We start from the raw sequence: 25,428 nt of genomic DNA, 5'->3' as shown, positions 1-25,428 counted from the left end.
TGTGAGCCCTGAATTGGTGAGGTTTAAACCAAAATTTTCATTTGTTTTTATCATCTTAATGATGAGTGGTTGGCTATGTGCCCAAAGCACAGACTTATTTCGCGTTGAATATTCTCATTTGCCTGAAAATAGTTCAGGAATTACCACTTCTAAGTATAGGGTATTGGCCAATTATCCTATTAAATTAAAGCAAGACAATTACCTTTTTGTAGGAGGGGAATACAATCGTTTTCAAGTTGATTTTTCCAAACCTTTTCCGTTTGATACTAGTGGCTTAGAAAAATTCTATATCGTCGATATGAACGTTGGCTATCTTACGAATTGGAACGAGAATTGGCGGTTCATAAGCATCATTACTCCGCGGATGGCTTCAAACTTTACAAATGGTGCGCAATCGGATGATTTCTTTTTTAATGCTACAGCAACTCTATGGAAAGAGGCATCCGATGCGGATAAACCCTTTAGAATTGTTTTGGGTTTAACCTTTAATAGCACAACTGGCCTACCGGTACCATTACCGTTGGTAAGTTATTACAAGCAATTCCATCCCAAGTGGTCCTATACCTTAGGGACTTCAAAATCAAATTTTAAATTTCAAGAAAAAAGACATTCGATAGAATTGGCATTGTTCTTGGATGGTTATTTTATAAATGTACAGGACGATATTGTTTTACCTGATAACCAAATTGGATCAAAAGTTTCACTTTCAGCTCTAATTACCGGTTTGGGTTATCAATACAACATTACAAAACAGTTGCGTTTTTACCTGATTGGTGGGGGTACCATATTGCAATGGGGTAGATTGCGTAACGACAAACGCCAAAGTACATTTTTACTCAATAATGAATCTAATCAGTACTTTAGAACTGGAATACGATTTTCACTTTTTTAAATAAGAACATGTCGAGAATATTGGTCATAGAAGATGAAGCAGCAATTAGAAGGGTGTTGCTAAAAATTTTAAGCGAAGAAAACGAAGCTTACAAGGTTTTTGAGGCTGAAGACGGTAGTAAAGGCCTTGAACTTTTGAAAAAGGAAGATTATGACCTTGTTCTATGTGATATTAAAATGCCCAAGATGGATGGTGTTGAAGTTCTCGAGGCAGCAAAAAAAGTAAAACCTGAGATTCCATTTATTATGATTTCGGGCCATGGTGATTTAGATACCGCCGTTAATACCATGCGACTTGGAGCATTTGATTATATTTCAAAGCCTCCTGATTTAAATCGGTTATTGACCACTGTGCGCAATGCACTCGATAGAAAAGAACTGGTCGTCGAGAATAAAATACTCAAGAAAAAGGTCAGTAAGAATTATGAAATGATTGGTGATAGTGACGAAATCAATTCTATAAAAGAAATGATTGAAAAAGTCGCGCCAACCGATGCAAGGGTTTTGATTACGGGTTCAAATGGTACAGGTAAGGAACTAGTTGCACATTGGTTACATCAAAAAAGCCCTCGTTCTGCTGCCCCGTTTATCGAGGTCAACTGCGCAGCTATACCATCCGAATTGATTGAAAGTGAATTGTTTGGTCATGTTAAGGGTGCTTTCACCTCTGCGGTTAAGGACAGAGCTGGAAAATTTGAGGCTGCAAACAAGGGTACCATTTTTTTGGATGAAATTGGAGATATGAGTCTATCGGCCCAGGCAAAAGTATTGCGGGCGTTACAAGAAAATAAAATCTCTCGTGTTGGCAGCGATAAGGATATAAAAGTTGATGTTAGGGTTCTGGCAGCAACGAATAAAGACTTAAAAAAGGAAATCGAAGCTGGTAAATTTCGTGAGGACCTCTATCATAGATTAGCGGTTATTTTAATAAAAGTACCGGCCCTCAACGACAGAAGAAACGATATTCCTTTATTAATTGAACATTTTGCCAATAAAATTGCCGCTGAACAAGGGAACTCAATAAAGTCCTTTTCTAATAAGGCTATAGCGCTGCTTAAAAGCTATGATTGGACAGGGAATGTGCGTGAACTGCGCAATGTGGTAGAAAGACTTATAATTCTTGGTGGGAAAGAAGTCTCGGAAGATGACGTAAAATTATTCGCTAGTAAATAATAATCTTAATTTTCTATTTGGCAGGGCACCCCTCCAATTCAACAAGAGCCTTTTGAGCAATCTCCATAACCCGGGTATGATAGAATTTTTTCGAATCAGAGAGATTTTCGAAAGTGATTTTGTTCTTGGCCTCGTTATGTATATTCGAAATAAACCTAAAGGCCTCTTCGCATTCAACCTCGTTTACCACTTTGGAAATTGATTTTTGAAATTCCTCTAAACTAGCTTCCACTTGAAGTTCCTTTTCTTTTGCTTTTGGCAAAAAAGCAACCCCACCTTGAAGCTCTATATTCGTTTTGGTATTTAAAGTTAATATTGATTCTCCGTAATAACTGACATCGTTTTCAAAATCTTCCAACAATTCGATACTCTCGTTCACACCACTTAATACAATGAGTAAATGTTGTTTAGATTTCAATAGTTGAGGTGCGCGCATCGCAAAAAGTAAATTTTGTTCTACGAAAGTCAAGTGCCTATCAGCCGTTAAACAACCACATTCATTAAAATTTGATTTGGTTGCTTTCATTGATTTCAAAGCCTTACCACTAAAGAACTTCATCATGGTATGACTCTTAGAATTGAGCGCTGTTTCGGTTTGAATTTTTATGAAATTGATACTGCTACCTGCATATTCGCAAGCATTATAACTTTTGAAGGCGGCCATCATTAAAAACCCGATAATGGCAAGTATAATACAGATAATAAGAATTATCGTCTTGTAGGTCTTCATTTTCGATAAGTTTGGTGACCCAAAATTAGGATGTGAATTTTGAGCTATGAAAAAAGTTCGTCTACTGGTTTTTTTTCTTCTATAATCAGCAGTTCAACCAATTTTTTCTGGGTAAAGTGTTCATATACATCTTTGAATGGCAGGTCAAAAATCCTATATTCATCTTATGAAAGACCAAAATTGGAACAGTTATAGGGTTGACGCTCCTATAAAACTCTCAGAACGTAGTACATCATTTGATTTTGGATTATCAAATGATGATTTGAAAGATGAGCTAAAAAGCATACGGAGAAAACTCGGAAAATTTCAAGACACCCTTTATGCCCATGGAAAATATGGGGTGCTGATTTGTTTACAGGGTATGGATACTGCTGGTAAGGATAGTCTTATCCGTGAAGTATTTAAAGATTTTAATGTGAGAGGAGTAGAGGTGCATAGTTTTAAGGTGCCAACTGAGAAGGAATTAAAGCATGATTATCTATGGCGTCATTATATTGCTTTGCCCGAACGGGGAAAGTTTTCAGTTTTCAATAGAACACACTACGAGAACGTACTGGTAACTAAGGTTCATCCCGAATATATTTTAGGTGAAAACATACCTGGGATTGATTCGGTTGAGTCAATTAATGAAGAATTTTGGGAGCGGCGGTATCGTCAAATCAATGATTTCGAAAGACATGTAGCGGAAAATGGAACTCTAATATTCAAGTTTTACCTGCATTTGTCCAAGGAAGAACAAAGAAAACGACTGTTGCGTAGAATTCATTTAAAGGAAAAAAATTGGAAATTTTCACCTGGTGATTTAAAGGAACGGAAACTATGGGATAACTATCAGGAGTGTTATGAAGAAGCGATAAATAAAACTTCCAATTCAAATGCTCCGTGGTATGTAATTCCTGCCGATAACAAAAAGGCCGCACGTTGTATTGTGGCCCATATTCTTTTTGATGCGTTAAAAAAATACAAAGACATCGATGAACCGGAACTCGATGATAAAATAAAAGCTAACTTGGATTCATTCAAAAAAGAACTTGAAAAAGAATAATGATGAAAAACCTCTTAGTAATACTTCTTTTATGCGCCTCTTCATACGTATTGGCCCAATCTGCGGATGAACAGCAAATTAAAAAGATTTATGATGCTTCGCTTACCGAAGGAAAGGGATATGATTGGCTTAATTATCTTTCCAATCAAATAGGAGGTCGCCTTTCAGGTTCGGTACAAGCCCAACAAGCAGTAGAATATACCAAGAGGCAATTGGATTCACTCGGTCTAGATCGAGTATGGTTACAACCCGTAATGGTGCCAAAATGGGTAAGGGGTGTACCTGAGTTTGCTTATATCGAAACAAGACCTGGATTGACGACAAATGTTCCTATTTGTGCTCTTGGTGGTTCAGTTGCTACACCAGATGGAGGACTAAAAGCAAATGTAATTGAAGTACAAAGTTTTGAAGAACTAGAGGCTTTGGGTACTGATAGGGTAAGGGGAAAAATCGTTTTTTACAACCGTCCAATGGACCCTACACTCATAAGCACTTTTGAAGCTTATGGAGGCTGTGTAAATCAGCGATATTCCGGGGCAGAACAGGCAGCTAAGTATGGTGCTGCAGGGGTAATTGTTCGTTCCATGAATTTACGTTTGGATGATTATCCGCATACCGGTTCGATGAATTATGGTGATACCCCAGTTACGCAACGTATTCCAGCTGCTGCGATAAGTACCAATGGGGCAGAGTTATTAAGTACTACTTTGAAATTGAATCCCAACATTCAATTTTATTTCAATCAAAATTGCAAACAATTACCAGATGTAGAATCGTATAACGTTATAGGTGAAATTACAGGAAGCGAATATCCGAATGAAGTTATGATTGTTGGTGGTCATCTTGATTCTTGGGATTTAGGAGACGGGAGCCATGATGACGGTGCTGGCTGCGTGCAAAGCATGGATGTTCTTCATCTTTTAAAGAAGACTGGTTACCAGCCGAAACGTACCTTGCGAGTGGTACTATTCATGAATGAGGAAAATGGTCTGCGTGGAGGAAACAAATATGCCGAAGTAGCTAAGAAAAAGAGTGAAAACCACATATTCGCTTTAGAAAGTGATGCAGGAGGATTTACACCACGAGGATTCTCTTTCGATTGTTCCGATGAAAATTTTAAAAAAATCGAAACTTGGAAAACCCTATTCGAACCTTATTTGATTCATATGTTTGTTCGTGGGGGCAGTGGTGCTGATGTTGGCCCACTTAAAAATGAGAATATTGTGCTATCTGGACTACGACCTGATAGTCAACGTTATTTTGACCATCATCATGCGGAGAACGATACTTTTGAACATGTCAATAAACGCGAATTACAGCTTGGCGCTGCCACAATGACGAGTTTGATTTATTTGGTTGACAAATACGGGTTTACTCAACCAATAAAGGTTAAGGGTTAGCACGCAATATTTTTTCCATTTTCCTGCCCTTGGCAAGTTCATCAACCAGCTTGTCCAGGTAGCGTGCCTGTTTGGTCAAGGGAGTTTCGATTTCTTCAATCCGATAACCACAGATTACACCTTTTATTAAATGGGCATTCGGGTTCAACTGGGCTTTGGCAAAGAACTCTTCAAAGGTTACCTTTTGAGTAATTAGTTCATTTAGTTTTTTTTCATCAAAACCTGTGAGCCAATGGATAACCCTATGAAGCTCGTCAACAGATCTTCCTTTTTTCTCAATTTTATTTACATAATGGGGGTAGATAGATGAAAAGGTCATTTTTGCAATTCGCGCATCATGTTCTGGTGTCGTTGCCATCGTGTTGAATTAAGGTTGTTATTTTAAAAATAATAAGAAATAAAATCAAAGTACTTTTTGTACACTACATGGATTTCCAAAGGCGAAGACGTTACTGGGTATATCTTTAGTAACAACGCTACCTGCGCCGATTGTAACATTATCACCAATTGTTACACCAGGAAATATTATGGAGTTTCCACCAATCCATACATTATCACCAATTCGTACTGGTTTTGTTGAAGTTACGTAGCGTGATTTGCCATCATTGATATGTATTCTTTCCGAAGCCTTAATCGGATGGGTAGCTGTATATATTTGAACATAAGGGGCAATGAGTCCATTTTCACCAATCTCAATTGTATTATTATCGAGAAACATGCAATTGGTATTAACGAAGGTGTTCGCTCCAATTGAAATATTGGTTCCGTAGTCGCAAAAAAAGGGGGTCTCAATCCATACGCCTAGCCCACAAGTGCCCAACAGCTTTGCCAAAATAGCAATCCTTTCTTCGAGCATTCTTGAATTCAATGTATTGTAGTCAAGTAATAGACTTCTAGCCCGGTGGTACATTTCCAACAATTCTGGGTCTCTTGAATCGTAGGCCAATCCGCCGAGCATTTTTTCTTTTTCGGTCATGCAACTAACTTTAAAGAAATGATTTTATCTAGAAAAAACACGAACCCAATCAACTTGCATTATAGCAGAATCAGCATAATTTGCCGAATTTTGATCTTCAAAAAACCAACCCCCAACGGCGATATTCAATACTACCTTTTGTTTCTTATCAAAAAACTCAGCAACATAATTCTCTTGATTTGCCTGATAAGTGTGAAGTAGTTTTCCGTCGAAAAGAATTGAAATGGAATCGGCCTTCCAAATCATTTCATAAACGTGGAATTCTTTGGTTAAATCTTGCCCAATGTTATGAAGCACGTCAATCTCATTTATAATACTTATACCTGGTTGTGTACCATAAAAAAGATTTGAAAGAAATTCCAATGGTTTTCCGCCTCTGGCCTCTAGAATATCAATTTCACCTTGTAGGGGCCAAGGATCTCCGTAGGTCCAAAATGCAGGCCACATGCCATGGCCATTTGGCAGTTTGATCCGAGCTTTAAATTTATATTCTCTTTTACCTTCAAGTTCAGTTGGTCCGAAGAGTTCTTTACTTTCGATTCTGCCTGAAACATATTCGAACTCTTTGGTTGTACTATCGGCAACGGTACTCGCACCCGATACTGTTTTTCTTTGGGTGGAAATTGTAAGTAGGCCATTTTCCAATGAAAGTTGTTCTGGCTGGTACATTTGAATTTCTTCATTAAAGGCACCACTGTTCCAAGCATTCCATTGGGATAAATCGCTGTCGAATTCTTCTTCAAAAACAAGATTCCACTCTTCAGTACTACTGGCGTCAGCAACTTTTTCTTCTTTTTGTGTCTGGTTTTTACATTGAATGCCCAGAGCGGTAATGACGAAAAGTAAGAATACTTGTTTAGGCAAAATCTTCAAATGACTCATTTGGGCGTTGATTTTTATATTGGTTCCAATCCGAAGTTAATAATAGAATTGTAATCGAAGAAATGGTAGAACAATCTAATTACAGTCAATGGCTATTGGTAAACATATCGCTTTTTTCGGAAGGCCTTAATTAGGTTATCTTTGCAGCCTTTACAATAAAAAAATAATAGACATAATGGAAGACGGTATTTACGCCAAATTCAATACGAGTAAGGGAGAGATTTTAGTTAAATTAACCCATGATAAAACCCCAGGTACTGTTGGGAATTTTGTGGCTTTGGCTGAAGGAAACATGGAGAATGGAGCTAAACCACAGGGTAATCCCTATTATGATGGTTTGAAGTTTCACAGGGTAATTCCTGATTTTATGATACAAGGGGGGTGTCCTCAAGGAACTGGTACAGGTAGTCCAGGCTATCAGTTTGAAGATGAATTTCATGACGATTTAAAGCACGATGCCCCTGGAGTACTTTCTATGGCCAATGCCGGTCCGGGTACTAACGGAAGCCAGTTTTTTATCACCCATGTACCTACACCTTGGTTGGATGGAAAACATACTGTTTTTGGTCATGTTGAATCAGGTCAAGAAGTAGTGGATGCCATAGCTCAAAATGACACCATAGAAAGTCTTGAAATTGTTCGTGTTGGGGCCGAGGCTGAAAGTTATAATGCTATTGAAGCTTTTCGAAAATTTAATGGAGAGCGTGAAAAACGTGAAGCTGAAAAAAAGGCCAAAGCAGAGGCTGAACTCGAAAAATTAGCTGCCGGATTTGAAACGACCGAATCTGGACTTCGATATAAGATGATTCAAAAAGGAAGTGGTGCCAAAGCGCAAAAAGGCAAAATGGTATCGGTTCATTATGAAGGAAGTTTGCCCAATGGTCAAGTTTTTGATTCGTCTTTCCAGCGCAAACAACCTATTGACTTTCAATTAGGTGTTGGCCAGGTTATTTCGGGATGGGACGAAGGTATTCAACTATTGCAAGTGGGAGATAAGGCGCGATTTGTTATTCCTTCTGATTTAGGATATGGAAGTCGAGGTGCAGGTGGCGTTATTCCTCCAAATGCAACCTTAATTTTTGATGTTGAATTAATGGACGTTAAATAATACGTTGGTAAGTTCGAGAATACAGAATGTATTCTTGAAATTTTAAATAAGAAAGCCTCCTTTTGGGGGCTTTTTATTTGACCCTGTTCAAATTAAAGAAAAGGAGCAAAACGTTAACTATCAAAAGTAGAATAAGGATAGTAAAAAATGTTTCCATAAATAAGATTCGTTAGGTGATGGGTGTTGATATAACAACCAAACGAAGAAAAACCCTACTTATTTTGACTTCTATTTACAGAAAAAAGTAAGAGCAGAGCATTTATGGCGAGTAGGGACAGTAAAATTCCGAGAAAAATAGTCATGGTTATTTATTAGTAGTGTTGTTGAACTTAAGATACGAAATTATTAAAGAATTGGATGTAATCACTTCATATTTAGATTGATATGCGCTTAAATCGTATTGAAATAAGTCAAATTTCCTAAGGGTATGCAATAAACTCCAATTGATAATTTTATTAGGTTGTCAGTAGTCGCTAAAAACGACATCATCTTAATACCAGTAAAACCAATAACAAGCTTTGTACTAGTCGAATCTAATGGCTAAACTTTTAATATAGATACGATGTCCGCTTTTGGTTGCATTCAAAGGGGTTAAGTAAACGTTATGAATCAAAATAGATTGGAGTTTGATGTCATGCCAAGCGAACTTTTGTATTTTTAATATATGAGAGAAACGGACCTTGAAAAACTGAAATATCCCATAGGTAAATACGAAATTCCAAAACCGATAACCGATGAAATATTATCGAATTGGATTTCGATATTGGAAGAATTACCGCATAAATTTGCAGAACTAACTTCATCCCTGAGCGATGAACAACTAGATACCCCATATCGTCCACAAGGTTGGACCGTGCGTCAAGTTGTGCACCACGTTTCCGATAGCCATCACAATAGTTATATTAGATTTAAATGGGGTCTTACGGAGGATAATCCTGTTATAAAACCTTATTTTGAACAAGAGTGGGCGAATTTATTCGATACCCGTACCGCCCCTATCCAAATGTCTCTCGACCATTTAAGCGCAGTGCACTTTAAATTGGTTTACCTCTTAAGAGGCCTTTCAGATGAACAACTAAATAGAACCTTTACCCATCCAGATGGTAATGAGGTCACAACGCTTAAAGAAAACGTAGGCCGTTACGTTTGGCATGGTTCACACCATTATGCGCATATATCAAATTTAGTTCAGCGAGAAGGCTGGTGATTTAAATAGTTTTCGCGAGTATCCACATTGCACTTTCCCAGGGAAGAACATTTGGTAAGTTCACCGTTGTCTCACCAATGGTTTTGAAACCATTGCTCTGATAAAATTGATGTGCTTTCCCCTTTTTCATGGCCTCCAACCAAATCACTTTTTTTTGAAATTCCTTAGCAAGTTTGACTACAAATTTCAAGGTGGCTTTACCGATTCCTTTTCCGGAAAATTCCTTTAGCAAATAAATGCGATGTAAATAAAGTGCCTCTTCAGCCGTGAAACCGTTGCAAGATTTATTTATAGAAACTTTTAAAACCCCAGCATTACTACCATTGTATTTAACCAAAAAATTTTGACAATTGGAATCTTTAAATTCCGTTGTGACAACATCAACAGTAAAACTGGATTCAATATACGGTTTGGGGTTGCTATTTTGCCACAGATGTAGGTAGTGTTCTACATAGGATTGTTTTCCTAGTGAAGAATAGGTTGGAATGGTTTTTTCAGTAAGCGCTTCAAAGTTGATTTCCATTCGAATTCAAGGGCTTATACTTTTTCAAGCCCATTAGATAAAGACTGCAAATCTTAAGGTGTTGCCCATTTAATATTGCAACCAATACTTGGTTTTTGTTCTGTGTCGATATCAATTCCATTTAGAAGTGCATCCATTGCATTCCGTAAATCTTGCCCGTTCAGCGGCAGACCATTTCCAGGTCTTGAATCATCCAATTGACCACGATAAACCAGTTTTAAATCACCATCGAAAAGATAAAAATCAGGGGTGCACGCAGCATCATAGGCTTTCGCTACCTCCTGGGTTTCGTCGAAGAGATATGGAAAGCTATAGCCTTCTTTTGCAGCAACTACTTTCATTAACTGTGGCGCATCTTGCGGATAATTCTCGATATCGTTACTTGAAATGGCAACAATTCCTATTCCTTTTTGTTGGTATTCCTTACCAATTTTCGTCAGTTCAGGATTCACATGTATTACAAATGGACAATGGTTACAAATGAACATTACCAAGGTTCCTTTAGCCCCTTTCAATGCATCAAGCGTCATTTTCGTCTCACTTGTGGTATCAACGAGTTCAAAATTTGGAGCTAGAGTACCCAGGGGTAACATATTGCTAGGAGTTCGTGCCATAGTTTTGTTTTTGCAAAAGTAATCGAAGAGAAAAGATTATAATTGTATTTACAACAACTATACTTGGACCAACTAATAGATAACGTTCATATAAATTTTGATGCCCAATCACTTTGGACGTTGAATATTGCTTTGGCTTTGGTTATGTTCGGCGTCGCCTTAGAAATTTCCATCGACGATTTCAAAAGACTTCTTAAAAAACCAAAGTCGGTTTTGGTCGGAGTGGCCAGTCAATTTGTTGTGCTTCCAGTCATGACATTTCTTTTGGTCATGGTTATTGAACCAATGCCAAGTATGGCTTTGGGTATGTTTATGGTGGCTGCGTGTCCTGGTGGTAATATTTCGAACTTTATTACAAATTTGGCGAAAGGTAATGCTGCACTTTCCGTTACACTAACAGCTATTGCCACGCTATTGGCAATTGTTATGACTCCGCTCAATCTTCAACTTTGGGGTTCATTGTACGAGCCTACTTCAACTATTCTAGAAGAAATTTCCATTGCACCACTAGAAATGGTCAAATTGGTAGCACTGTTATTAGGATTGCCCTTGGTCTTGGGAATGTGGGTAAATCAAAAGAAACCGAGCCTCGCGAAACTATTGGCCAAGTTTTTTAAGATTGGCTCGCTATTGTTTTTTGTCGCTTTGGTTTTCTTGGCCCTCTATAAAAACGCTGATATTTTCCTTGAATACATATGGTATGTGTTTTGGCTGGTTATAGTGCACAATTTGGTAGCTTTCTCTACAGGTTTTTCTTTAGCAAAGGCGTTTAATTTTTCAGTTGAAAATATTAGAAGCATAACGATTGAGACAGGTATTCAAAATTCTGGATTAGGGTTGTTATTGATTTTTACTTTTTTTGATGGACTCGGTGGTATGGCCATACTTACCGCTTTTTGGGGTATTTGGCATTTGGTTTCAGGATTACTTTTAGGAAGTTTCTGGGGATACAAACCAATTAAAAAAGAAGAATTGGTATGAAAACATTGGGTTACCTTTTTTTTAAAGCATGGGTCTCCCTAGGATTGTTCTTTTACTATAAAAAAGTCCGAGTTGTAGGTGTTGAGAATATACCCAAAAATAGGCCTGTTCTTTTTCTTTCCAACCATCAAAATGCCCTTTTGGATATCTTTCTAATTGCAACTAAGTGCCGACGGAAACCGTGGTATTTAACAAGAGCTGATGTCTTTAAAAGTATCTTGTTCAGACCTCTGTTTTCTTTCTTGCAAATGCTCCCTATTTACCGTATTCGTGATGGGCGAAGTTCACTAAATAAGAACAAGGAAATCTTTGCTAAATGTGCCCAACTGCTAATAAACGATGAAGCAATACTTCTTTTTCCAGAGGCAAATCACTCACTCAAAAGAAAGGTTCGGCCATTGAGTAAAGGTTTCACCCGAATTTTGGAAGATGCCCTAGAAAAGGACCCAAGACTTGATATACAGATTGTTACAGTTGGTCAAAATTATCAATCACCAACAGAGGCTGGTGATAGTTCAGCTTTATATTTTGGCAAAGCGATAGCAGTAAATGATCATTGGGACAAACCAAATAAAATTGAATCGTTGCGACAAGCGGTCTCTAAATCACTTCAACAATTAACCACACATATAAAAGAGGAGGATTACGAAAGGACCTTATCGCTACTAGAGCAAAATAGTACGAACTTCCTTTTTCCTAAAGAAATAAATAAGGCCTTGATTAAATCCGACTTTACAGGTTTGCCTAGATTTCAGACCAATCCAATTTCAAGGTCGTTCAAAATAATTTTTTATATAACTAATTTTCCTATGGTTTTTGTCTGGAGGACCATACTCAAACCAAAAGTTCCCGAGCCTGAGTTTATGGCTACGTTCCGATTCGGATTTGTTCTTCTTGGGTATCCTTTCTTTTATCTTTTAATACTGTTCGTTTTACCATTTTTTGCTACAGAAAAAACGGCATTAACCATAGTTGTTGGTCATGCCGTCTTAAATCTTTTATTAGTGAAAATAGGGCTTACATCATCCCACCAAAGAAAATAGCATTCATCATAAGTTTATTGGTGCCATACCAAAAGGCTCTGAAATTTGTATTATCAGTGAATAAAATTACCCGACCTCGACCCATTCGACTTGCTTTAAACGGTACACTTTTTTTAATTAGTTCTGCTTTTTCTTCCGAAATATAACCGCTTTGCAAAGGAGCATTGGTGTATTGAATTGGGTTGTCGTAACTGTTCTTCTCTGGTTCAAGATAAATATTTGTATTCCTGAAAAGTGAAATCCGATTGTTCTTGTATCCATATCCGACAGGATGTGAACGATCTAATTTTGCCTCAAAAATCGCACCTCCGGTTACTTGTGCCCCTAGAAAGTCTCGTTTTTGGTCAAAAGGAATATCCTTAGCGACTAGACTGTCTTTCTTTTTTGTAAACTTCAAAAATTCATGTTTCTTGAACCAATCCGCAGCATTTCGAAACCCTATAACAGTTCCTCCCTTCTTTACCCATTCCTTTACTTTCTCAGCGCCGCGTTTATCCAGCATGGAGCTTCCCCAGCCACTTGGTATTATTAAATCAGTGTAATCACTTAAATCGGTTGAATTGAAGTTACGGGTATCAAGCTTGGTTATTTTCATATCATATCGCGTATCGAAAAGATGCCAAATTTCACCAGCATCATAAGAGCGAACACCTTCTCCTACTAAAAGCGCAACTTTCTGTTTCTGAACCGCATCGAAATCGTTGCTACCTAGGTCTATTCCTCTAGTGAGACCAGTAGAAACCGAAGTTATTTGAATTTGACATTCTTTGGCGATAAGAGAAAGGAATTCGTGAAGTTCTTCTGTGTTCAATTTTTGGTTTTGAACGGGAACCATAATGGTGCCATAATCATAATTTTTACCTTCAAGTGTAAATGGTGATTTAGCTACTTTCGCTCGTAATCCTTTTTCTAAAATTGCATTTAGAGCTTTAGGGGTATAGTATTCGTGCCATTCAAATAGATAAGCATAGCTACTTTTATTGGATACCGTACCAAATGGTTTGTTGAACTCAGCAACCATAGCACCTGCGTTGTTCAGCGAGTTCAATTCAGTATAATCCAAACCAAAAGAAAGGGGTAACGTCCAAGCCGAAACATCATAAAATAGACTATCAATAAAGGTGGTGCGTTTTTCGAACATCGCCTGAATCAAACGAGGGTTTTTTTGATTCATTGGAACCACATAGGCCGCTCCTTTTTCAAATCGTTTTCCACCAATGGTTGCATCTGAAGCAAGTTCGTGGAATTTTATCTTGTGCCTATTTAATATTTCTGCCAAGTGCCAAGTTGTAGCTACGTCTTTTGAATCACCAAAAACATACCCCTTGACTTTATTTCGCCCAACCTCATTTTTAATTGTCGCAAAGTATTCACGTTGATAATCAAGAATTTTTTGGCGCATATTATGCGCAGCTTCGATTGTTGAAAGTGCGGTAGTAAATTGGTTGCGAATCGTAAAGGGAAAGGTTATGATTCCATTTTCGCTTTCTTGAATGTGACCTCGAGAGCTGCCCTGTTCAAAAAGGATTCCAATACTACCATTTACATCTGGAAAAGTAGACCCCTTGCCATAATAATAGTCATCGAAATTTTCTTCAGAATAATACAAGGAACCAATTCTATCAAGTGCCTTTGCATGATAGGTACCAATTTCAGTGGTCAATTCCTGATTTATTTTAGGGGTTAATGGATGGACTCTACTCGCTTCTCCAGGCTGAAAGAAGAAGGTTGAATTCGTGCCCATTTCGTGATGGTCTGTCAAAATATTAGGCATCCATTTATAGAAACTTTGAATTCTAGCACGGCTTTCAGGTAATTGTACCGGTAACCAGTCACGATTCATGTCAAACCAATAGTGGTTTGTTCGTCCCCCGGGCCAGACTTCGTCATATTCGCGATCATTCGGGTCTGGATTTAGATTTTGACTTTTATGAATATTCGCCCAGTAGGCAAATCTTTGTAACCCATCGGGATTAAAACAAGGGTCTAATAGCACGACCATTTTGTCAAGCATTGCCTCAATTTTAGGCCCTTGTGCCGCAGCTAGGTAATATGCATAGGCTAAGGCAGCGTTAGAACCGCTTGATTCGTTTCCGTGTATTGAAAATCCTTGATAAACTACAATCGGCATCTCACTGGTATCTAAACTAGCGCTTCCTTGCTCTGTTAGGCTTAGGTGATCCTGACGTAGATTATCAAGATTCTGATGATTTTTTTTAGACGTAATCGTCAATAATAAAAGAGGTCTCCCTTCAAATGTTGTACCTCGTTCTTCGATGGTTATTCTTTCGCTTGCATTTGCCAAAGTCTTCATGTAGAACATTAGTTTATCGTGGGTTACATGCCATTCCCCAACTTCATGACCAATAATTTCTTTAGGTGTAGGGATATTGGTATCGTAACTAATGTCTTGTGGCAGATAGTAATCTAAGGTTACTTCATTCTGTGCAAAGCTTATGAAGGTGCAGAGTAATATGACGTAGTTCGGTAAAAATTTCATTTGGAAAGTTTTCGGTTCAATACAGCTAAAGATAAAAAACGGCCCCGTTTTAGCGGGGCCGTCTTCAAAGAATATTTGATGGTTATTTAGATATCGTCAAAGTCGATATCGGTAAAATTTTCAGCTGTCGAACCATTCTCTGAAGGTTCGTCCTCTTTTTTAAAATCTTTTTGGTGCCTTTCGGATATTACTTCATTTCCTTTCTCGTCAATAATGTAGTCCATCATTTCCTCCATTATTTCCCTAAAAGCTGAAAAATCCTCTTTGTAAAGGTAAATTTTATGCTTTTTGTAATGGAAAGAACCATCATCATGTGTAAACTTTTTACTCTCGGTAATTGTTAGATAATAGTCACCGGCTTTTGTGCTTCGAACATCAAAGAAATAGGTGCGTCTACCTGCCCTAAGTACTTTAGAATAGATTTCTTCTTGTTCAATCAAATCTTTTCCCCCCATCGTGTTTCGTGTCTCTAAAACATTGAATTAGTCTATCAAAAATGTAAAAAAAAAGTTAACCTTACAACTTTTGTTTAATCTTTGTCAGAGAGTTGGTCTTGGTAAAGTTCTTTGTAATACCCTTCGCTGTTGTTAAGCTGGGCATGGGTTCCTTCTTGAAGTATTTTACCATCTTCCAAGACGATAATTTTATCCGCATTCTTAGCTGAAGACACCCTATGACTGACAATAAGGGTTGTTTTGCTATTTGATTCCTGTTGTAGGTTGGTTAGTATTTCTTCTTCTGTTTCAGTATCCACGGCCGATAAACAATCATCAAAAAGATATACGATGGGATCTTTCATGAGCGCCCGAGCAATTGAAACCCGTTGCTTTTGCCCGCCACTTAGGGTTATGCCACGTTCCCCTAATACAGTATCATAGCCTTTGGTAAATCCTATTATATTATCGTGAACAACCGCTTTTTTCGCCACCAACTCAATTTGGTCCTGAGAAGCTTCCTCATTACCAAAACGAATGTTGTTGGCGATTGTATCTGAAAAAAGAAATGCGTCTTGGGGTACTGCACCAATTGAACTTCTGAGTGAGTCAAGGTTTAATTTTTGCAAGGGAATGTCGTCAATTTTAATCTCTCCTTTGGTCACATCATAAAGACGGGCGACCAAATCTAAAATTGTCGATTTTCCTGAACCAGTTTTACCTAAAAACGCAACTGATTGTCCGGCTTCAATCGTGAAGGACACGTTCTTTAAAGCCTCGATATTAGTGTCTTCATAGGTGAAACTAACGTTCTTGAATTCAATTTTACCTTTAATTGGGGTGTTTTTGACAACTTCATTTTTAATGGATGGTACTTGCTTCAAAAACTCATTTATCCGCTTTTGCGATGCTTCGGCTCGTTGTACAATTGAGGTCAACCAACCCACAACCGCAACCGGCCATGTAAGCATATTTACGTAGAGAATAAATTCAGCGATAAGACCAATCGATTCTATCTGACCATTTATGTATTGTCTACCTCCAATGTAGATGACAAATATGTTACTAATGCCAATCAGCAATATCATTAAAGGGAAAAACCATGCATTGACCTTCGCCAAGGCCATACTGGTATCTTTTCCTTCAATAGCCAAGTCTTCAAGCTCCGAATTTATTTTTCCTTCAAGACCATAAGCCTTAATCACCGCAACACCTGAAAAGGACTCTTGGGTAAATGTTGATAAGGTTGACAAAAATTCTTGAACTTTAGTACTCCGCTTATGGATTACCTTACTTATTTGATATATTAGAATGGAAAGGATAGGCAAGGGTGTTAGCGTGTAAAATGCCAATGTCGGAGCCTTTATGAACATAAGTGGTATCAAGCATGCGAACAATGTCAGGGTTTGGATTCCATACATGATTGCGGGTCCCGCATACATTCGTACTTGACCGACATCTTCACTGATACGATTCATCAAATCTCCAATACGATTACGTTTGTAGAAATTTAGACTTAGGAGCTGGTAATGATCAAAAACCTCATTTTTTAGATCGTATTCAATGTAGCGCGATACATTGATAATGGTTTGGCGCATTAAGAAAGTAAACAAGGCTGAAAGCAATGCAGCTCCAATGATGATCAAAATGTATTCTAGTAATACCGATTTGGCTTCTTCACTTGAAAGACTGTTTCCTACAAAATCTTCAACTGCTTTGATTGACTTGTTTACGTAGGAAGGCATCACCAAAGAAAAAATTCGTGCGATAATGGTAATGATGATTCCCAAAAACAGCTTTAACCAATATTTTTTAAGGTATTTATTTAAATAGCGAAGTTCCTTCATTAAATAGAGCGCTGTTATTGAAACCAGCGAGCACAAATATAGTTTTTCGAAAGCAAGCTAAATGTTATAAAACTGATAAGAAGATAAAAGCGTTTGGGTAGAGATGAAATATAGCCTTAATTTTAACCCGTGAATGACCATCAACCCGTTAAAGTTCTTATTAAATGTTGACTAGAAGGCATATTCGTGTCAAAGTAATGCAGTGCATTTACGCCTTGATCCAAACAAATGACGATTCCTTGCAGAAACAGGAGAAGTTTTTGAAAGTAAGCGTTGATAACATGTATACACTTTATTTGTTACTGCTTTCTTTTTTATTGGAACTGCATTCACTGGCCAATAAACATGTTACACATGCCTCGAAAAAATACATCGCTTCAGAGGACGATAATTATCCGAACAGGGAAAAATTTGTAAAAAATCAACTAATGGCCCAATTGATTGACAACCCTATTTTGAAAGAAGAGCTTTCAAAGCGGAAACTAAACCAGTGGTCATTGAACGAAGAATACGTAAAAAAGGTTTATAATGAGGTCAAGACCCACGAGGCTTACAAAAAATACATGGCCAAGCCCCAGTCGACCTACGACGAGGATAAAGAAATCATTATCACTTTGTTCAGCGAAATAATCGCCCCTAATGACAAAATCTACGATTTTTTCGAGGATGAGAAATTGACATGGATTGATGATTTGCCAATCGTAAATACGTATTTGGTAAAGCGTATAAGGAAGGCATCAAAAGACGCAAAACCATCTTATTTTACACCACAGCTTTTAAAAGACCAGCAAGACATGGTTTTTGCTAATGACCTACTAACAAAGACTTTGCTGAATAACAGTATACTTGAAAAAGAGATTGAAGGTAAAACCCCTAATTGGGACAAGGATAGAATCGCAGAGATTGATTATATCCTTTTGAAAATGGGTATTTGCGAGCTCTTGAATTTCCCTTCCATACCTGAAAAAGTAACCATAAACGAGTATTTGGAAATCGCCAAAGAGTATTCTACTCCAAAAAGTAGCATTTTCATAAACGGTATTCTCGATAAACTCGTTAAAGAATATAAAGCTAATGGTAAGCTTCAAAAGGTAGGCAGAGGCTTACTTTGATTGTATTTTATTAATTTTGCAAAACAAAAATTCAAGTAATGAAAAGAATTCTAGGTTTTTTAACTATTTCGGCCTTGGTAGCTTTCAACACCTCATGTAAAGACAAAGCTGCCGATAAAATCAATGCAGAAAATGTAGAAGTAGCTGCGAACAGAGATGTTTCACAAAAGAAACTTGCTGTTATTTCCTTTGATAAAATGGAACATGACTTTGGTACAATTGAGCAAGGTACACCTCAGGAAACCGTATTTAAGTTCACCAATACCGGTGAGGCGCCTTTGATTATTACAGACGCTAAAGCGAGCTGTGGCTGTACTGTTCCACAATGGCCAAAAGACAAGCCAATTGCACCGGGTGAAGAAGGTGAATTGACAGTTAAATTCAATGGTTCAGGACAAAACCAAGTAACCAAGACCATTACAGTAACTGCAAATACGGAAAAAGGCAAGGAACTTTTGAGAATCAAAGCCTTTGTAAATCCTAAAGGAAATGCAGCTGCAGTTGCAGGACCAGTGAAAAGCTAATTTTTGATGGAAGGATTAGGACAATTTTTTCCGCTTATTCTAATTTTTGTTGTGGCGTACTTTTTTATGGTTCGCCCTCAGATAAAGCGGCAAAAAGATGAAAAGAAATTTGCTTCTGAACTGAAAAGAGGTGACAAAGTAATGACCAAGAGTGGACTCTACGGTAAAGTAGTAGACCTCAATGAACAGAACAATTGGTGCATTATTGAAACCATGGCAGGTAAATTGAAATTCGACAAATCGGCAATTTCAATGGAGGGTAGTAAAAAAATGAGCCCGGCTGCTTCTAAGAAATAAGAAAGCAAAATGCTAAAATGAAAAACCCCTCACTTGAGGGGTTTTTTTATCGGTATTTGTCATTGAGCCCGATACCGTCCTCAATCATTGGTAGAATCTTTTCAAGCCGCTTGAGTTTTGTTTTTTCCTGTTTTGCCGTGCTGATATATTCATTGAACTCTTTCCGCTTGTATTCTGAAAAATTTTGATAAGCTTTTTTCAGTTTGGCATTCTTTTTAAATGCTTCCATTAAAAGTTCAGGAGTTTCTATGTGTTTTGTAGACTTTTTTGTGGGAGTCAAAACCCTATTGTTCTTTTGATTGATAATAGCCTCGTTAACATAGGCCATTACTTGATTGGGGTCAATATCATATTCATTTGAAAACTTCCAATGCCGCATCGCCTTGGTTTTTCCTTCTTGGGCATTCTCCAAAACATTCAGCGGGTCTGTTAGAAAAACACCATTAAAAAACCATATGCCAAAGTGATTCTTGAATTTACAAATGGCGAGTACGTTTTTGTTCTGTAGGGTATAGGTCGGAAACATCCATTTAAAAGTTTCCTCCAAAGGTGTTTTCAAGATGATTTCACGTAGCGTGCCTATTGCTTTTTTGAATTCATGTTCTTCTTCAAAATAAGCCTCAATCTTTGCAGCTTTATCCATTGGTTAGGAATTAAAAACGCTCAGCAGTCAACTCACATATTTTTGCTATGGTCAGGACTGCTTTTTGCATGCTTTCTAATGGAATATACTCATATTTACCATGAAAGTTATGGCCGCCAGCAAAAATATTAGGACATGGTAATCCCATAAAACTTAGCTGTGATCCATCTGTACCACCTCGAATTGGTTTGATTATGGGTTTTATACCCAATTTCATCATAGCGTCTTCAGCAATTTCTACAATATGAAATACGGGTTCTATCTTCTCTTGCATATTCTTGTATTGATCCTTGATTTCAAGGTCAACAACATCCCCATGTTTTTCTTTTAGTTTTTGAACGATATCTTGAAGCAAGGTTTTTCTGGCTTCAAATTGTTCTTCATCATGGTCCCTTATAATCAATTCAATTTCAGAGTGTTCAATAGTACCGGATATATCGTGAACATGAAAAAACCCTTGTCGCCCGTCAGTCTTTTCAGGCACTTCGTGCGGAGGCAATAGACTTAAAAAAGCATTCGCTAAGAGAATTGAATTGACCATTTTCCCTTTTGCGTAGCCTGGATGAACACTCTTTCCTTTAAATGTCACCTTGGCCGAGGCGGCATTGAAATTTTCAAACTCGAGTTCACCCAATTCACTGCCGTCTATGGTGTAAGCCCATCGGGCATCAAATTTTTTAACGTCAAACTTATGGGCTCCACGGCCTATTTCTTCATCCGGTGTAAATCCCACACGGATTTTACCATGTTTAATTTCTTTGTTGGTTGCCAAATATTCCATCGCAGTAATGATTTCAGCTACCCCTGCTTTATCATCAGCTCCCAATAAGGTTTTGCCGTCTGTAGTGATTAGGGTCTGACCAACGTATTGTCGCAGCTCTTCAAAATAATCTGGATCTAATACAATGCCCTCTTTTTCATCGAGCAATATTGGGCCACCATCATAATTTTCGACAAGTTGGGGATTTACGTTTTCAGCAGTAAAATCAGGTGAGGTATCGTAGTGTGAAATAAATCCGATGGTAGGCACCTCTTTGTCAATATTACTGGGCAAGGTACCCATGATATAGCCATTTTCATCGATGGAAACTTCTTCTAAACCAATCTGATGTAGTTCGAGAACCAACTTTTTTGCCAATACCCATTGTTTATCCGTACTGGGTGTGCTGTCAGAATTCGGGTCGCTTTGTGTGTCTATTCGTACAAAATCTAGGAATCGGGGAAGTAGTTTTTCCATGAATGGGCATTTTAACAAAAATACGGTTTGTTCAACCGCTTTTATTGTAAATCGGAACGAAGCGGACATATTTTTGAAATTGTTCCAAATCAGGCGCTTTTTGAATAAAATTACCCCCATTTTATTTTTTCTTTTTTCGATATCGGTAACCGCTCAGGAAGACTGTTTTCTTGGCGTTGGTGGTAACGATGATCAGACCATTGCCGAAGTATTCAATTTAAATGAAGAACAGATTCGAAATCTTAAGAATTGGGGTGCCGAATTAAAATACCGTAATGAAATCTTTGTGATTCGTGCGGAATATTTGCTTAAGAACCATCCAAACTCCTCACATGAAGATTTGCTAAAGATGTCATACATCTACAGAGGTCATTTAGATTCGATGCGTGGCAATCTGAGAATGATAGACAAGCGTATGCTTGGCACCTTCAATAATGAGCAATACAACTTGTACATTCAATTATGCAATTCAGTGCTTTTAAGTCCGATTTTTGCGAATAGGTCAGAGAGCGAAAAGCGCAAATAAATTCCATTTTCTAGGGAGATACTTTCTATTTTTGCGGAAACCAACTTAATGTATAAAAGTTTCCTCCGACCGCTTCTTTTTTTACTTGATGCAGAAGCAGCACACCATTTCTCTTTTTCAATGATTCGTTTCCTTTCGAAAATTGGTTTCGGAGCCCTTTTTCGAAGCAAATTTCAACTTAAGGACCCTGGGCTTGAGAAAGAACTATTCGGCTTGAAATTTAAAAATCCAGTAGGTCTAGCGGCTGGTTTCGATAAGGATGCCAAGTTATATCAAGAACTGTCAAATTTTGGTTTTGGATTTATTGAGATAGGTACGCTAACCCCTAAACCACAAGCCGGCAATCCTAAAAAGAGGCTGTTTAGGCTTAAACCAGATGAGGCGATAATCAATAGAATGGGTTTCAACAACCAAGGTGTTTTTGAAGCAGTTGAACGGTTGGAAAAAAACAAAAACGTTCTTATTGGTGGCAACATTGGAAAAAACAAGGTCACGCCGAATGAGGATGCCGTAACCGACTACCTTATCTGTTTTGATGCCTTGTTCAATCACGTAGACTACTTTGTGGTAAATGTGAGCTCACCGAATACACCTGGTCTTCGTGCACTTCAGGATAGAAAACCCTTGGAGAATATTCTTAACACCTTGAAGAAGGAAAATACCAAGTTGGCTAAAAAGCACGGTACCAAAGAGAAACCAATTTTACTCAAAATCGCTCCAGATTTGACCGATTCACAATTGTTGGACATTATCGAAATTGTCAAATCGACTAAAATAGAAGGAGTTATTGCTACCAATACCACGATTTCTCGCGAGAACCTGAACTCTGAACTTATGCTAACGGAAGAAAAGGGGGGATTGAGTGGAAAACCTTTGACCAAACGAAGTACCGAGGTTATTCGCTTTTTGGCAGAGAAGAGCAACAAAGCCTTTCCGATAATTGGGGTGGGGGGTATTCATTCTGCTGAAGATGCCATTGAAAAATTGGAAGCCGGAGCTGACCTTTTGCAGTTGTATACCGGATTTATTTATGAAGGACCTAGTTTGGTCAAGAACATCAATAAAGCTATTTTAGGACAACAGAACTAAGTCCTTGAAAATGAAATATGTTGTACTCCTAATGGCCTTTGGAGCGGTCTTTTATTCCAATGCGCAAACTGAACGAACACCCAAAACAGATTTCACAAAAATGTACCTCCCTGTTTGGTTGGAGGCAAAGCAGCATTGCCTTGATGTTGCTAAAGCAATGCCCGAAAACCGCTACGACTACAAGCCCACTGAAGTAAGTAAATCCTTTGCCGAACAAATGGTCCACATTGCGGCTGCAACAGAATTATTGACCAAACGCTATGTTCTGGGCATGGAGGTCACTCCCAATACCCCAGATGCCAATAAAATGGGTAAAAAAGAGATTCTAAAGTTGTTGGAAGACAGTTTTGATTACACGACTGAAGTCATTTATACTGTTGAACAAGCAAAGTTGGACGAAACCTGTAAGATGTACCATAGTGGCAATATTGTAAGTAGGGCCTTTGCCTTTTTTTATGTGCAGGACCATATGGCAAATCACCGATCTAAATCAAATCTTTATGTTCGCATGAATGATATTCAACCACCAGAATATACCTGGTAAATTTCAGCTTTTGGATTACGAGATACTTATAGGTTTTATTACGGCAACCCTTGCCCTCTCAATTTCTCCAGGCCCTGATAACATTTTTGTTTTGGCCATAAGTTTGGCCAATGGAAGTAAAAAAGGATTGGCCGTTGTCGCTGGTTTAATGACAGGCTGCCTGATTCATACGACCTTGGTTGCCTTTGGGGTTTCTGCTTTGGTCCGAGAGAATGAGTCCTTGTTTTTAATAATCAAATTGCTGGGGGTGGCCTATTTGCTCTATTTGACCTTCTTGGTTTTTAGAAGTGAAGGAAAAATTGAATTAAGCAATGCCAATGGTACGCAAAAGGGACTTTTTGGACTGTTCAAAAAAGGATTTTGGATGAATGTCCTCAATCCGAAAGTGACCATATTTTTCTTGGCTTTTTTTCCTGGATTTCTCTTCAGCGAGACCATTAGTACGGTAGTTCAGTTTTACATTTTGGGTCTACTGTTCATATTTTTCTCCTCACTGGTTTTTGGTGCAATCGCCCTTGGAGCTGGAACAATTTCCAGTTATATCGCTAAAACTCCTGGGGTTGGCGTTTTTCTAAAGTGGTTACAGATAGTGGTCTTTTTGGGTATTGCTGCCTACCTTCTACTATCTTGAATAGTGGTATTTTTGGGTATGTCTAATTCTCGCGTCAAAGTAATTGAATGTCCACGTGATGCCATGCAGGGTATCAAACCATTCATTCCTACCGAAGAAAAGGTTCGATACATTCAATCGCTGTTGGGTTGTGGGTTTGATACCATTGATTTTGGGAGTTTTGTTTCCCCAAAGGCCATTCCGCAAATGGTCGATACAGCCGAGGTGCTTTCCAAGTTGGACCTATCAAAAACCAAAAGTAAATTGTTGGCAATCGTTGCCAATGTTAGAGGGGCCAATGATGCCAGTACACACCCAGAAATTGACTATTTGGGGTTTCCGTTTTCCATTTCTGAGAATTTTCAAATGCGGAACACGCATAAAACGATTGATGAATCGGTAGAGACCCTAAAGCTGATTTTAGACATTGCCAATAATACCAACAAAGAAGTGGTGACCTATATCTCAATGGGTTTTGGAAACCCCTATGGAGATCCATGGAATGTTGAAATTGTAGGGGAGTGGACCGAGAAGTTGGCAGCTATGGGCGTAAAGATTCTTTCGCTTTCCGATACCATAGGTAGTTCAACCCCCGAGGTGATTACCTACCTATTTTCAAACTTGATACCCAGGTATCCCCATATCGAATTTGGTGCACATTTGCATACGACGCCAACCAAGTGGCATGAAAAGGTAGAAGCCGCTTATCAAGCTGGTTGTCGAAGGTTCGATGGGGCTGTTCAAGGTTTTGGCGGTTGCCCTATGGCCAAAGACGAATTAACGGGCAATATGCCCACCGAAAAAATGCTATCCTATTTTACAGAACAAAAAGCGGACTCTGGTGTGAACTGGTTGGTTTTTGAGGCTGCTTATAACAAAGCTTCTGAATTATTTTCGGTTTATCATTAAATCAAATAGAGCTAGGTTATCGCTCATGATGAGTTCTAACCGAACTGCCTATATTTTTGTTTTCTTCCCTATGCTAACACGCTTCTAAGTATTCGAACCCAGAGGTTCCATGGTGTGGATTTTTTTTCTGACGAAAAGTGGTTTTCCATCTTGTCAAAGGCATCTTCAATTAAGGCATTGTGTAGAGAGCGAATGCCAAATACCCATAGCAAGGTGCCTTTTCCTGAGGTTGTCATGTCAATAGTGTGGGCAATCTTTGTTTTTTCTTTGGATTTATCCCAAATCTCAAATTTGTGAATGCCATGAAAATCTTCCGGTTTTGAAAATCTGAATTGAATAATGGTACTTGGATCGTATTTTTCTACCGAGTAGCGAATTGGACCATGACCACCTTTGGCGCCTTCTTGAATACCACCCCTAAATTTCATTTTGGGCCATTTCTCCTTGGGCCAAATGGCATCATGTTCCGTTGATAAGGTCTCGACGAGTTCGACAACCTTAGATTTGGGCTGGTTGATAATGCGCGAGTGAACGTTCAATACCTTCATGGAAGGACGAAATTAGGAAAGGACTTTTAGAAATC

General features: G+C 38.2%; 28 protein-coding genes. 16 read left to right on the top strand and 12 right to left on the bottom strand.

The window, feature by feature from the left end; translation table 11 throughout:
- The first annotated feature begins 1 nt into the window (after position 1).
- Complete coding sequence (locus HCU67_RS13585) at positions 2-892, top strand: DUF6268 family outer membrane beta-barrel protein (RefSeq protein ID WP_345890715.1); 891 nt, start codon at positions 2-4, stop codon at positions 890-892.
- An 8-nt stretch (positions 893-900) separates the two neighbouring features.
- Positions 901-2,064 (top strand): sigma-54-dependent transcriptional regulator, encoded by a 1,164-nt coding sequence (locus tag HCU67_RS13580; protein ID WP_168553141.1) that lies wholly within the window; start codon positions 901-903, stop codon positions 2,062-2,064.
- 13 nt (positions 2,065-2,077) lie between these two features.
- On the opposite strand, the gene HCU67_RS13575 is transcribed toward HCU67_RS13580, so the two are convergent.
- Positions 2,078-2,794 (bottom strand): hypothetical protein, encoded by a 717-nt coding sequence (locus HCU67_RS13575; protein WP_168553140.1) that lies wholly within the window; start codon positions 2,792-2,794, stop codon positions 2,078-2,080.
- Between the two features lie 166 nt (positions 2,795-2,960).
- Between HCU67_RS13575 and HCU67_RS13570 the strand changes: the two genes are divergently transcribed.
- Positions 2,961-3,839: a PPK2 family polyphosphate kinase gene (locus HCU67_RS13570; protein WP_168553139.1), complete on the top strand. Its 879-nt coding sequence runs from the start codon at positions 2,961-2,963 to the stop codon at positions 3,837-3,839.
- Positions 3,840-3,841: 2 nt separating this feature from the next.
- On the top strand, positions 3,842-5,239 hold the full coding sequence (locus HCU67_RS13565; protein ID WP_168553138.1) for a M28 family peptidase: 1,398 nt from the start codon (positions 3,842-3,844) through the stop codon (positions 5,237-5,239).
- On the opposite strand, the gene HCU67_RS13560 is transcribed toward HCU67_RS13565, so the two are convergent.
- The 3 genes from HCU67_RS13560 to HCU67_RS13550 are packed head-to-tail and all read right to left on the bottom strand — an operon-like array spanning position 5,229 to position 7,097.
- Positions 5,229-5,597 (bottom strand): DUF2200 domain-containing protein, encoded by a 369-nt coding sequence (locus tag HCU67_RS13560; protein ID WP_168553137.1) that lies wholly within the window; start codon positions 5,595-5,597, stop codon positions 5,229-5,231. The two genes, HCU67_RS13565 and HCU67_RS13560, sit on opposite strands and share 11 nt — an antisense overlap.
- 45 nt (positions 5,598-5,642) lie before the next feature.
- Positions 5,643-6,215, bottom strand: a complete 573-nt coding sequence (locus tag HCU67_RS13555) for a sugar O-acetyltransferase (RefSeq protein WP_168553136.1) — start codon at positions 6,213-6,215, stop codon at positions 5,643-5,645.
- 24 nt (positions 6,216-6,239) lie between these two features.
- A complete protein-coding gene (locus tag HCU67_RS13550) occupies positions 6,240-7,097 on the bottom strand; it encodes a glycoside hydrolase family 16 protein (RefSeq protein WP_168553135.1) in 858 nt (285 codons plus the stop codon).
- Between the two features lie 175 nt (positions 7,098-7,272).
- On the opposite strand from HCU67_RS13550, the gene HCU67_RS13545 reads away from it, so the two are divergent.
- Positions 7,273-8,205, top strand: coding sequence for a peptidylprolyl isomerase (locus tag HCU67_RS13545; protein WP_168553134.1), 933 nt, complete (start codon positions 7,273-7,275; stop codon positions 8,203-8,205).
- 664 nt (positions 8,206-8,869) lie between these two features.
- Positions 8,870-9,412, top strand: coding sequence for a YfiT family bacillithiol transferase (locus HCU67_RS13540; RefSeq protein WP_168553133.1), 543 nt, complete (start codon positions 8,870-8,872; stop codon positions 9,410-9,412).
- A gap of 1 nt (position 9,413) precedes the next feature.
- Here the strand turns inward: HCU67_RS13540 and HCU67_RS13535 are convergent, their stop codons facing one another.
- Positions 9,414-9,935 (bottom strand): GNAT family N-acetyltransferase, encoded by a 522-nt coding sequence (locus tag HCU67_RS13535; RefSeq protein WP_168553132.1) that lies wholly within the window; start codon positions 9,933-9,935, stop codon positions 9,414-9,416.
- 53 nt (positions 9,936-9,988) lie between these two features.
- A complete protein-coding gene (locus tag HCU67_RS13530) occupies positions 9,989-10,549 on the bottom strand; it encodes a thioredoxin family protein (protein WP_168553131.1) in 561 nt (186 codons plus the stop codon).
- A 63-nt stretch (positions 10,550-10,612) separates the two neighbouring features.
- Here HCU67_RS13530 and HCU67_RS13525 point away from each other — a divergent pair, with 63 nt between their 5' ends.
- On the top strand, positions 10,613-11,530 hold the full coding sequence (locus HCU67_RS13525) for a bile acid:sodium symporter family protein (RefSeq protein WP_168553130.1): 918 nt from the start codon (positions 10,613-10,615) through the stop codon (positions 11,528-11,530).
- Complete coding sequence (locus tag HCU67_RS13520; protein ID WP_168553129.1) at positions 11,527-12,573, top strand: 1-acyl-sn-glycerol-3-phosphate acyltransferase; 1,047 nt, start codon at positions 11,527-11,529, stop codon at positions 12,571-12,573. Before HCU67_RS13525 ends, HCU67_RS13520 begins: the two co-directional genes overlap by 4 nt.
- On the opposite strand, the gene HCU67_RS13515 is transcribed toward HCU67_RS13520, so the two are convergent.
- The 3 genes from HCU67_RS13515 to HCU67_RS13505 all read right to left on the bottom strand — a co-directional run bounded on the left by HCU67_RS13515 (position 12,548) and on the right by HCU67_RS13505 (position 17,354).
- Positions 12,548-15,073: a M14 family zinc carboxypeptidase gene (locus HCU67_RS13515; RefSeq protein WP_168553128.1), complete on the bottom strand. Its 2,526-nt coding sequence runs from the start codon at positions 15,071-15,073 to the stop codon at positions 12,548-12,550. The genes HCU67_RS13520 and HCU67_RS13515 overlap by 26 nt on opposite strands.
- Before the next feature lie 86 nt (positions 15,074-15,159).
- Positions 15,160-15,528, bottom strand: a complete 369-nt coding sequence (locus HCU67_RS13510) for a PUR family DNA/RNA-binding protein (protein ID WP_168553127.1) — start codon at positions 15,526-15,528, stop codon at positions 15,160-15,162.
- 74 nt (positions 15,529-15,602) lie between these two features.
- The gene (locus HCU67_RS13505; protein ID WP_168553126.1) at positions 15,603-17,354 is read right to left on the bottom strand and encodes an ABC transporter ATP-binding protein; all 1,752 of its coding nucleotides are present in this window, start codon (positions 17,352-17,354) and stop codon (positions 15,603-15,605) included.
- Positions 17,355-17,518: 164 nt separating this feature from the next.
- On the opposite strand from HCU67_RS13505, the gene nusB reads away from it, so the two are divergent.
- Genes nusB through yajC form a run of 3 tightly spaced genes read left to right on the top strand, consistent with a single transcriptional unit; the run spans position 17,519 to position 19,287 of the window.
- On the top strand, positions 17,519-18,466 hold the full coding sequence (gene nusB, locus HCU67_RS13500) for a transcription antitermination factor NusB (RefSeq protein WP_168553125.1): 948 nt from the start codon (positions 17,519-17,521) through the stop codon (positions 18,464-18,466).
- A 38-nt stretch (positions 18,467-18,504) separates the two neighbouring features.
- Positions 18,505-18,990 carry a DUF1573 domain-containing protein gene (locus tag HCU67_RS13495; RefSeq protein ID WP_168553124.1) on the top strand — a complete coding sequence of 162 codons (486 nt, stop codon included), beginning with the start codon at positions 18,505-18,507 and terminating at the stop codon, positions 18,988-18,990.
- Between the two features lie 6 nt (positions 18,991-18,996).
- Positions 18,997-19,287, top strand: coding sequence for a preprotein translocase subunit YajC (gene yajC / locus HCU67_RS13490; protein WP_168553123.1), 291 nt, complete (start codon positions 18,997-18,999; stop codon positions 19,285-19,287).
- Positions 19,288-19,333: 46 nt separating this feature from the next.
- Here yajC and HCU67_RS13485 read toward each other — a convergent pair whose 3' ends face one another.
- Together HCU67_RS13485 and pepT are read right to left on the bottom strand one after the other, a co-directional pair.
- The gene (locus tag HCU67_RS13485; protein WP_168553122.1) at positions 19,334-19,930 is read right to left on the bottom strand and encodes a YdeI/OmpD-associated family protein; all 597 of its coding nucleotides are present in this window, start codon (positions 19,928-19,930) and stop codon (positions 19,334-19,336) included.
- 10 nt (positions 19,931-19,940) lie between these two features.
- Entirely contained in the window at positions 19,941-21,167 is a 1,227-nt protein-coding gene (gene pepT, locus HCU67_RS13480; protein WP_168553121.1) for a peptidase T, read from the bottom strand.
- A 100-nt stretch (positions 21,168-21,267) separates the two neighbouring features.
- Between pepT and HCU67_RS13475 the strand changes: the two genes are divergently transcribed.
- The 5 genes from HCU67_RS13475 to HCU67_RS13455 are packed head-to-tail and all read left to right on the top strand — an operon-like array spanning position 21,268 to position 24,845.
- Positions 21,268-21,693 (top strand): hypothetical protein, encoded by a 426-nt coding sequence (locus HCU67_RS13475; protein WP_168553120.1) that lies wholly within the window; start codon positions 21,268-21,270, stop codon positions 21,691-21,693.
- A 48-nt stretch (positions 21,694-21,741) separates the two neighbouring features.
- A complete protein-coding gene (locus HCU67_RS13470; protein ID WP_168553119.1) occupies positions 21,742-22,782 on the top strand; it encodes a quinone-dependent dihydroorotate dehydrogenase in 1,041 nt (346 codons plus the stop codon).
- Between the two features lie 10 nt (positions 22,783-22,792).
- Positions 22,793-23,326 carry a DinB family protein gene (locus HCU67_RS13465; protein ID WP_168553118.1) on the top strand — a complete coding sequence of 178 codons (534 nt, stop codon included), beginning with the start codon at positions 22,793-22,795 and terminating at the stop codon, positions 23,324-23,326.
- A complete protein-coding gene (locus HCU67_RS13460) occupies positions 23,295-23,957 on the top strand; it encodes a LysE family translocator (RefSeq protein ID WP_246865786.1) in 663 nt (220 codons plus the stop codon). The genes HCU67_RS13465 and HCU67_RS13460 overlap by 32 nt, the downstream gene beginning before the upstream one ends.
- A gap of 18 nt (positions 23,958-23,975) precedes the next feature.
- Positions 23,976-24,845: a hydroxymethylglutaryl-CoA lyase gene (locus HCU67_RS13455; RefSeq protein ID WP_168553116.1), complete on the top strand. Its 870-nt coding sequence runs from the start codon at positions 23,976-23,978 to the stop codon at positions 24,843-24,845.
- A 68-nt stretch (positions 24,846-24,913) separates the two neighbouring features.
- Here the strand turns inward: HCU67_RS13455 and HCU67_RS13450 are convergent, their stop codons facing one another.
- Positions 24,914-25,393 (bottom strand): hypothetical protein, encoded by a 480-nt coding sequence (locus HCU67_RS13450; RefSeq protein ID WP_168553115.1) that lies wholly within the window; start codon positions 25,391-25,393, stop codon positions 24,914-24,916.
- Positions 25,394-25,428 lie beyond the last annotated feature (35 nt).

Source organism: Croceivirga thetidis (assembly GCF_012272815.1).
Taxonomy (GTDB): domain Bacteria; phylum Bacteroidota; class Bacteroidia; order Flavobacteriales; family Flavobacteriaceae; genus Croceivirga; species Croceivirga thetidis.
This window is presented reverse-complemented; position numbering and strand designations above follow the sequence as displayed.

Bases quoted from the DNA above. Each gene is read 5' to 3' on its own strand.
- HCU67_RS13510 (WP_168553127.1), bottom strand. From the start codon at position 15,528: ATGGGGGGAAAAGATTTGATTGAACAAGAAGAAATCTATTCTAAAGTA.
- HCU67_RS13565 (WP_168553138.1), top strand. From the start codon at position 3,842: ATGAAAAACCTCTTAGTAATACTTCTTTTATGCGCCTCTTCATACGTA.
- HCU67_RS13515 (WP_168553128.1), bottom strand. From the start codon at position 15,073: ATGAAATTTTTACCGAACTACGTCATATTACTCTGCACCTTCATAAGC.
- HCU67_RS13555 (WP_168553136.1), bottom strand. From the start codon at position 6,215: ATGACCGAAAAAGAAAAAATGCTCGGCGGATTGGCCTACGATTCAAGA.
- HCU67_RS13470 (WP_168553119.1), top strand. From the start codon at position 21,742: ATGTATAAAAGTTTCCTCCGACCGCTTCTTTTTTTACTTGATGCAGAA.
- HCU67_RS13485 (WP_168553122.1), bottom strand. From the start codon at position 19,930: ATGGATAAAGCTGCAAAGATTGAGGCTTATTTTGAAGAAGAACATGAA.
- HCU67_RS13570 (WP_168553139.1), top strand. From the start codon at position 2,961: ATGAAAGACCAAAATTGGAACAGTTATAGGGTTGACGCTCCTATAAAA.
- HCU67_RS13455 (WP_168553116.1), top strand. From the start codon at position 23,976: ATGTCTAATTCTCGCGTCAAAGTAATTGAATGTCCACGTGATGCCATG.
- HCU67_RS13465 (WP_168553118.1), top strand. From the start codon at position 22,793: ATGAAATATGTTGTACTCCTAATGGCCTTTGGAGCGGTCTTTTATTCC.
- HCU67_RS13575 (WP_168553140.1), bottom strand. From the start codon at position 2,794: ATGAAGACCTACAAGACGATAATTCTTATTATCTGTATTATACTTGCC.
- nusB (WP_168553125.1), top strand. From the start codon at position 17,519: ATGTTGACTAGAAGGCATATTCGTGTCAAAGTAATGCAGTGCATTTAC.
- HCU67_RS13540 (WP_168553133.1), top strand. From the start codon at position 8,870: ATGAGAGAAACGGACCTTGAAAAACTGAAATATCCCATAGGTAAATAC.
- HCU67_RS13505 (WP_168553126.1), bottom strand. From the start codon at position 17,354: ATGAAGGAACTTCGCTATTTAAATAAATACCTTAAAAAATATTGGTTA.
- HCU67_RS13450 (WP_168553115.1), bottom strand. From the start codon at position 25,393: ATGAAGGTATTGAACGTTCACTCGCGCATTATCAACCAGCCCAAATCT.
- HCU67_RS13460 (WP_246865786.1), top strand. From the start codon at position 23,295: ATGATATTCAACCACCAGAATATACCTGGTAAATTTCAGCTTTTGGAT.
- HCU67_RS13560 (WP_168553137.1), bottom strand. From the start codon at position 5,597: ATGGCAACGACACCAGAACATGATGCGCGAATTGCAAAAATGACCTTT.
- HCU67_RS13520 (WP_168553129.1), top strand. From the start codon at position 11,527: ATGAAAACATTGGGTTACCTTTTTTTTAAAGCATGGGTCTCCCTAGGA.
- pepT (WP_168553121.1), bottom strand. From the start codon at position 21,167: ATGGAAAAACTACTTCCCCGATTCCTAGATTTTGTACGAATAGACACA.
- HCU67_RS13580 (WP_168553141.1), top strand. From the start codon at position 901: ATGTCGAGAATATTGGTCATAGAAGATGAAGCAGCAATTAGAAGGGTG.
- HCU67_RS13545 (WP_168553134.1), top strand. From the start codon at position 7,273: ATGGAAGACGGTATTTACGCCAAATTCAATACGAGTAAGGGAGAGATT.
- HCU67_RS13535 (WP_168553132.1), bottom strand. From the start codon at position 9,935: ATGGAAATCAACTTTGAAGCGCTTACTGAAAAAACCATTCCAACCTAT.
- HCU67_RS13530 (WP_168553131.1), bottom strand. From the start codon at position 10,549: ATGGCACGAACTCCTAGCAATATGTTACCCCTGGGTACTCTAGCTCCA.
- HCU67_RS13550 (WP_168553135.1), bottom strand. From the start codon at position 7,097: ATGAGTCATTTGAAGATTTTGCCTAAACAAGTATTCTTACTTTTCGTC.
- HCU67_RS13495 (WP_168553124.1), top strand. From the start codon at position 18,505: ATGAAAAGAATTCTAGGTTTTTTAACTATTTCGGCCTTGGTAGCTTTC.
- yajC (WP_168553123.1), top strand. From the start codon at position 18,997: ATGGAAGGATTAGGACAATTTTTTCCGCTTATTCTAATTTTTGTTGTG.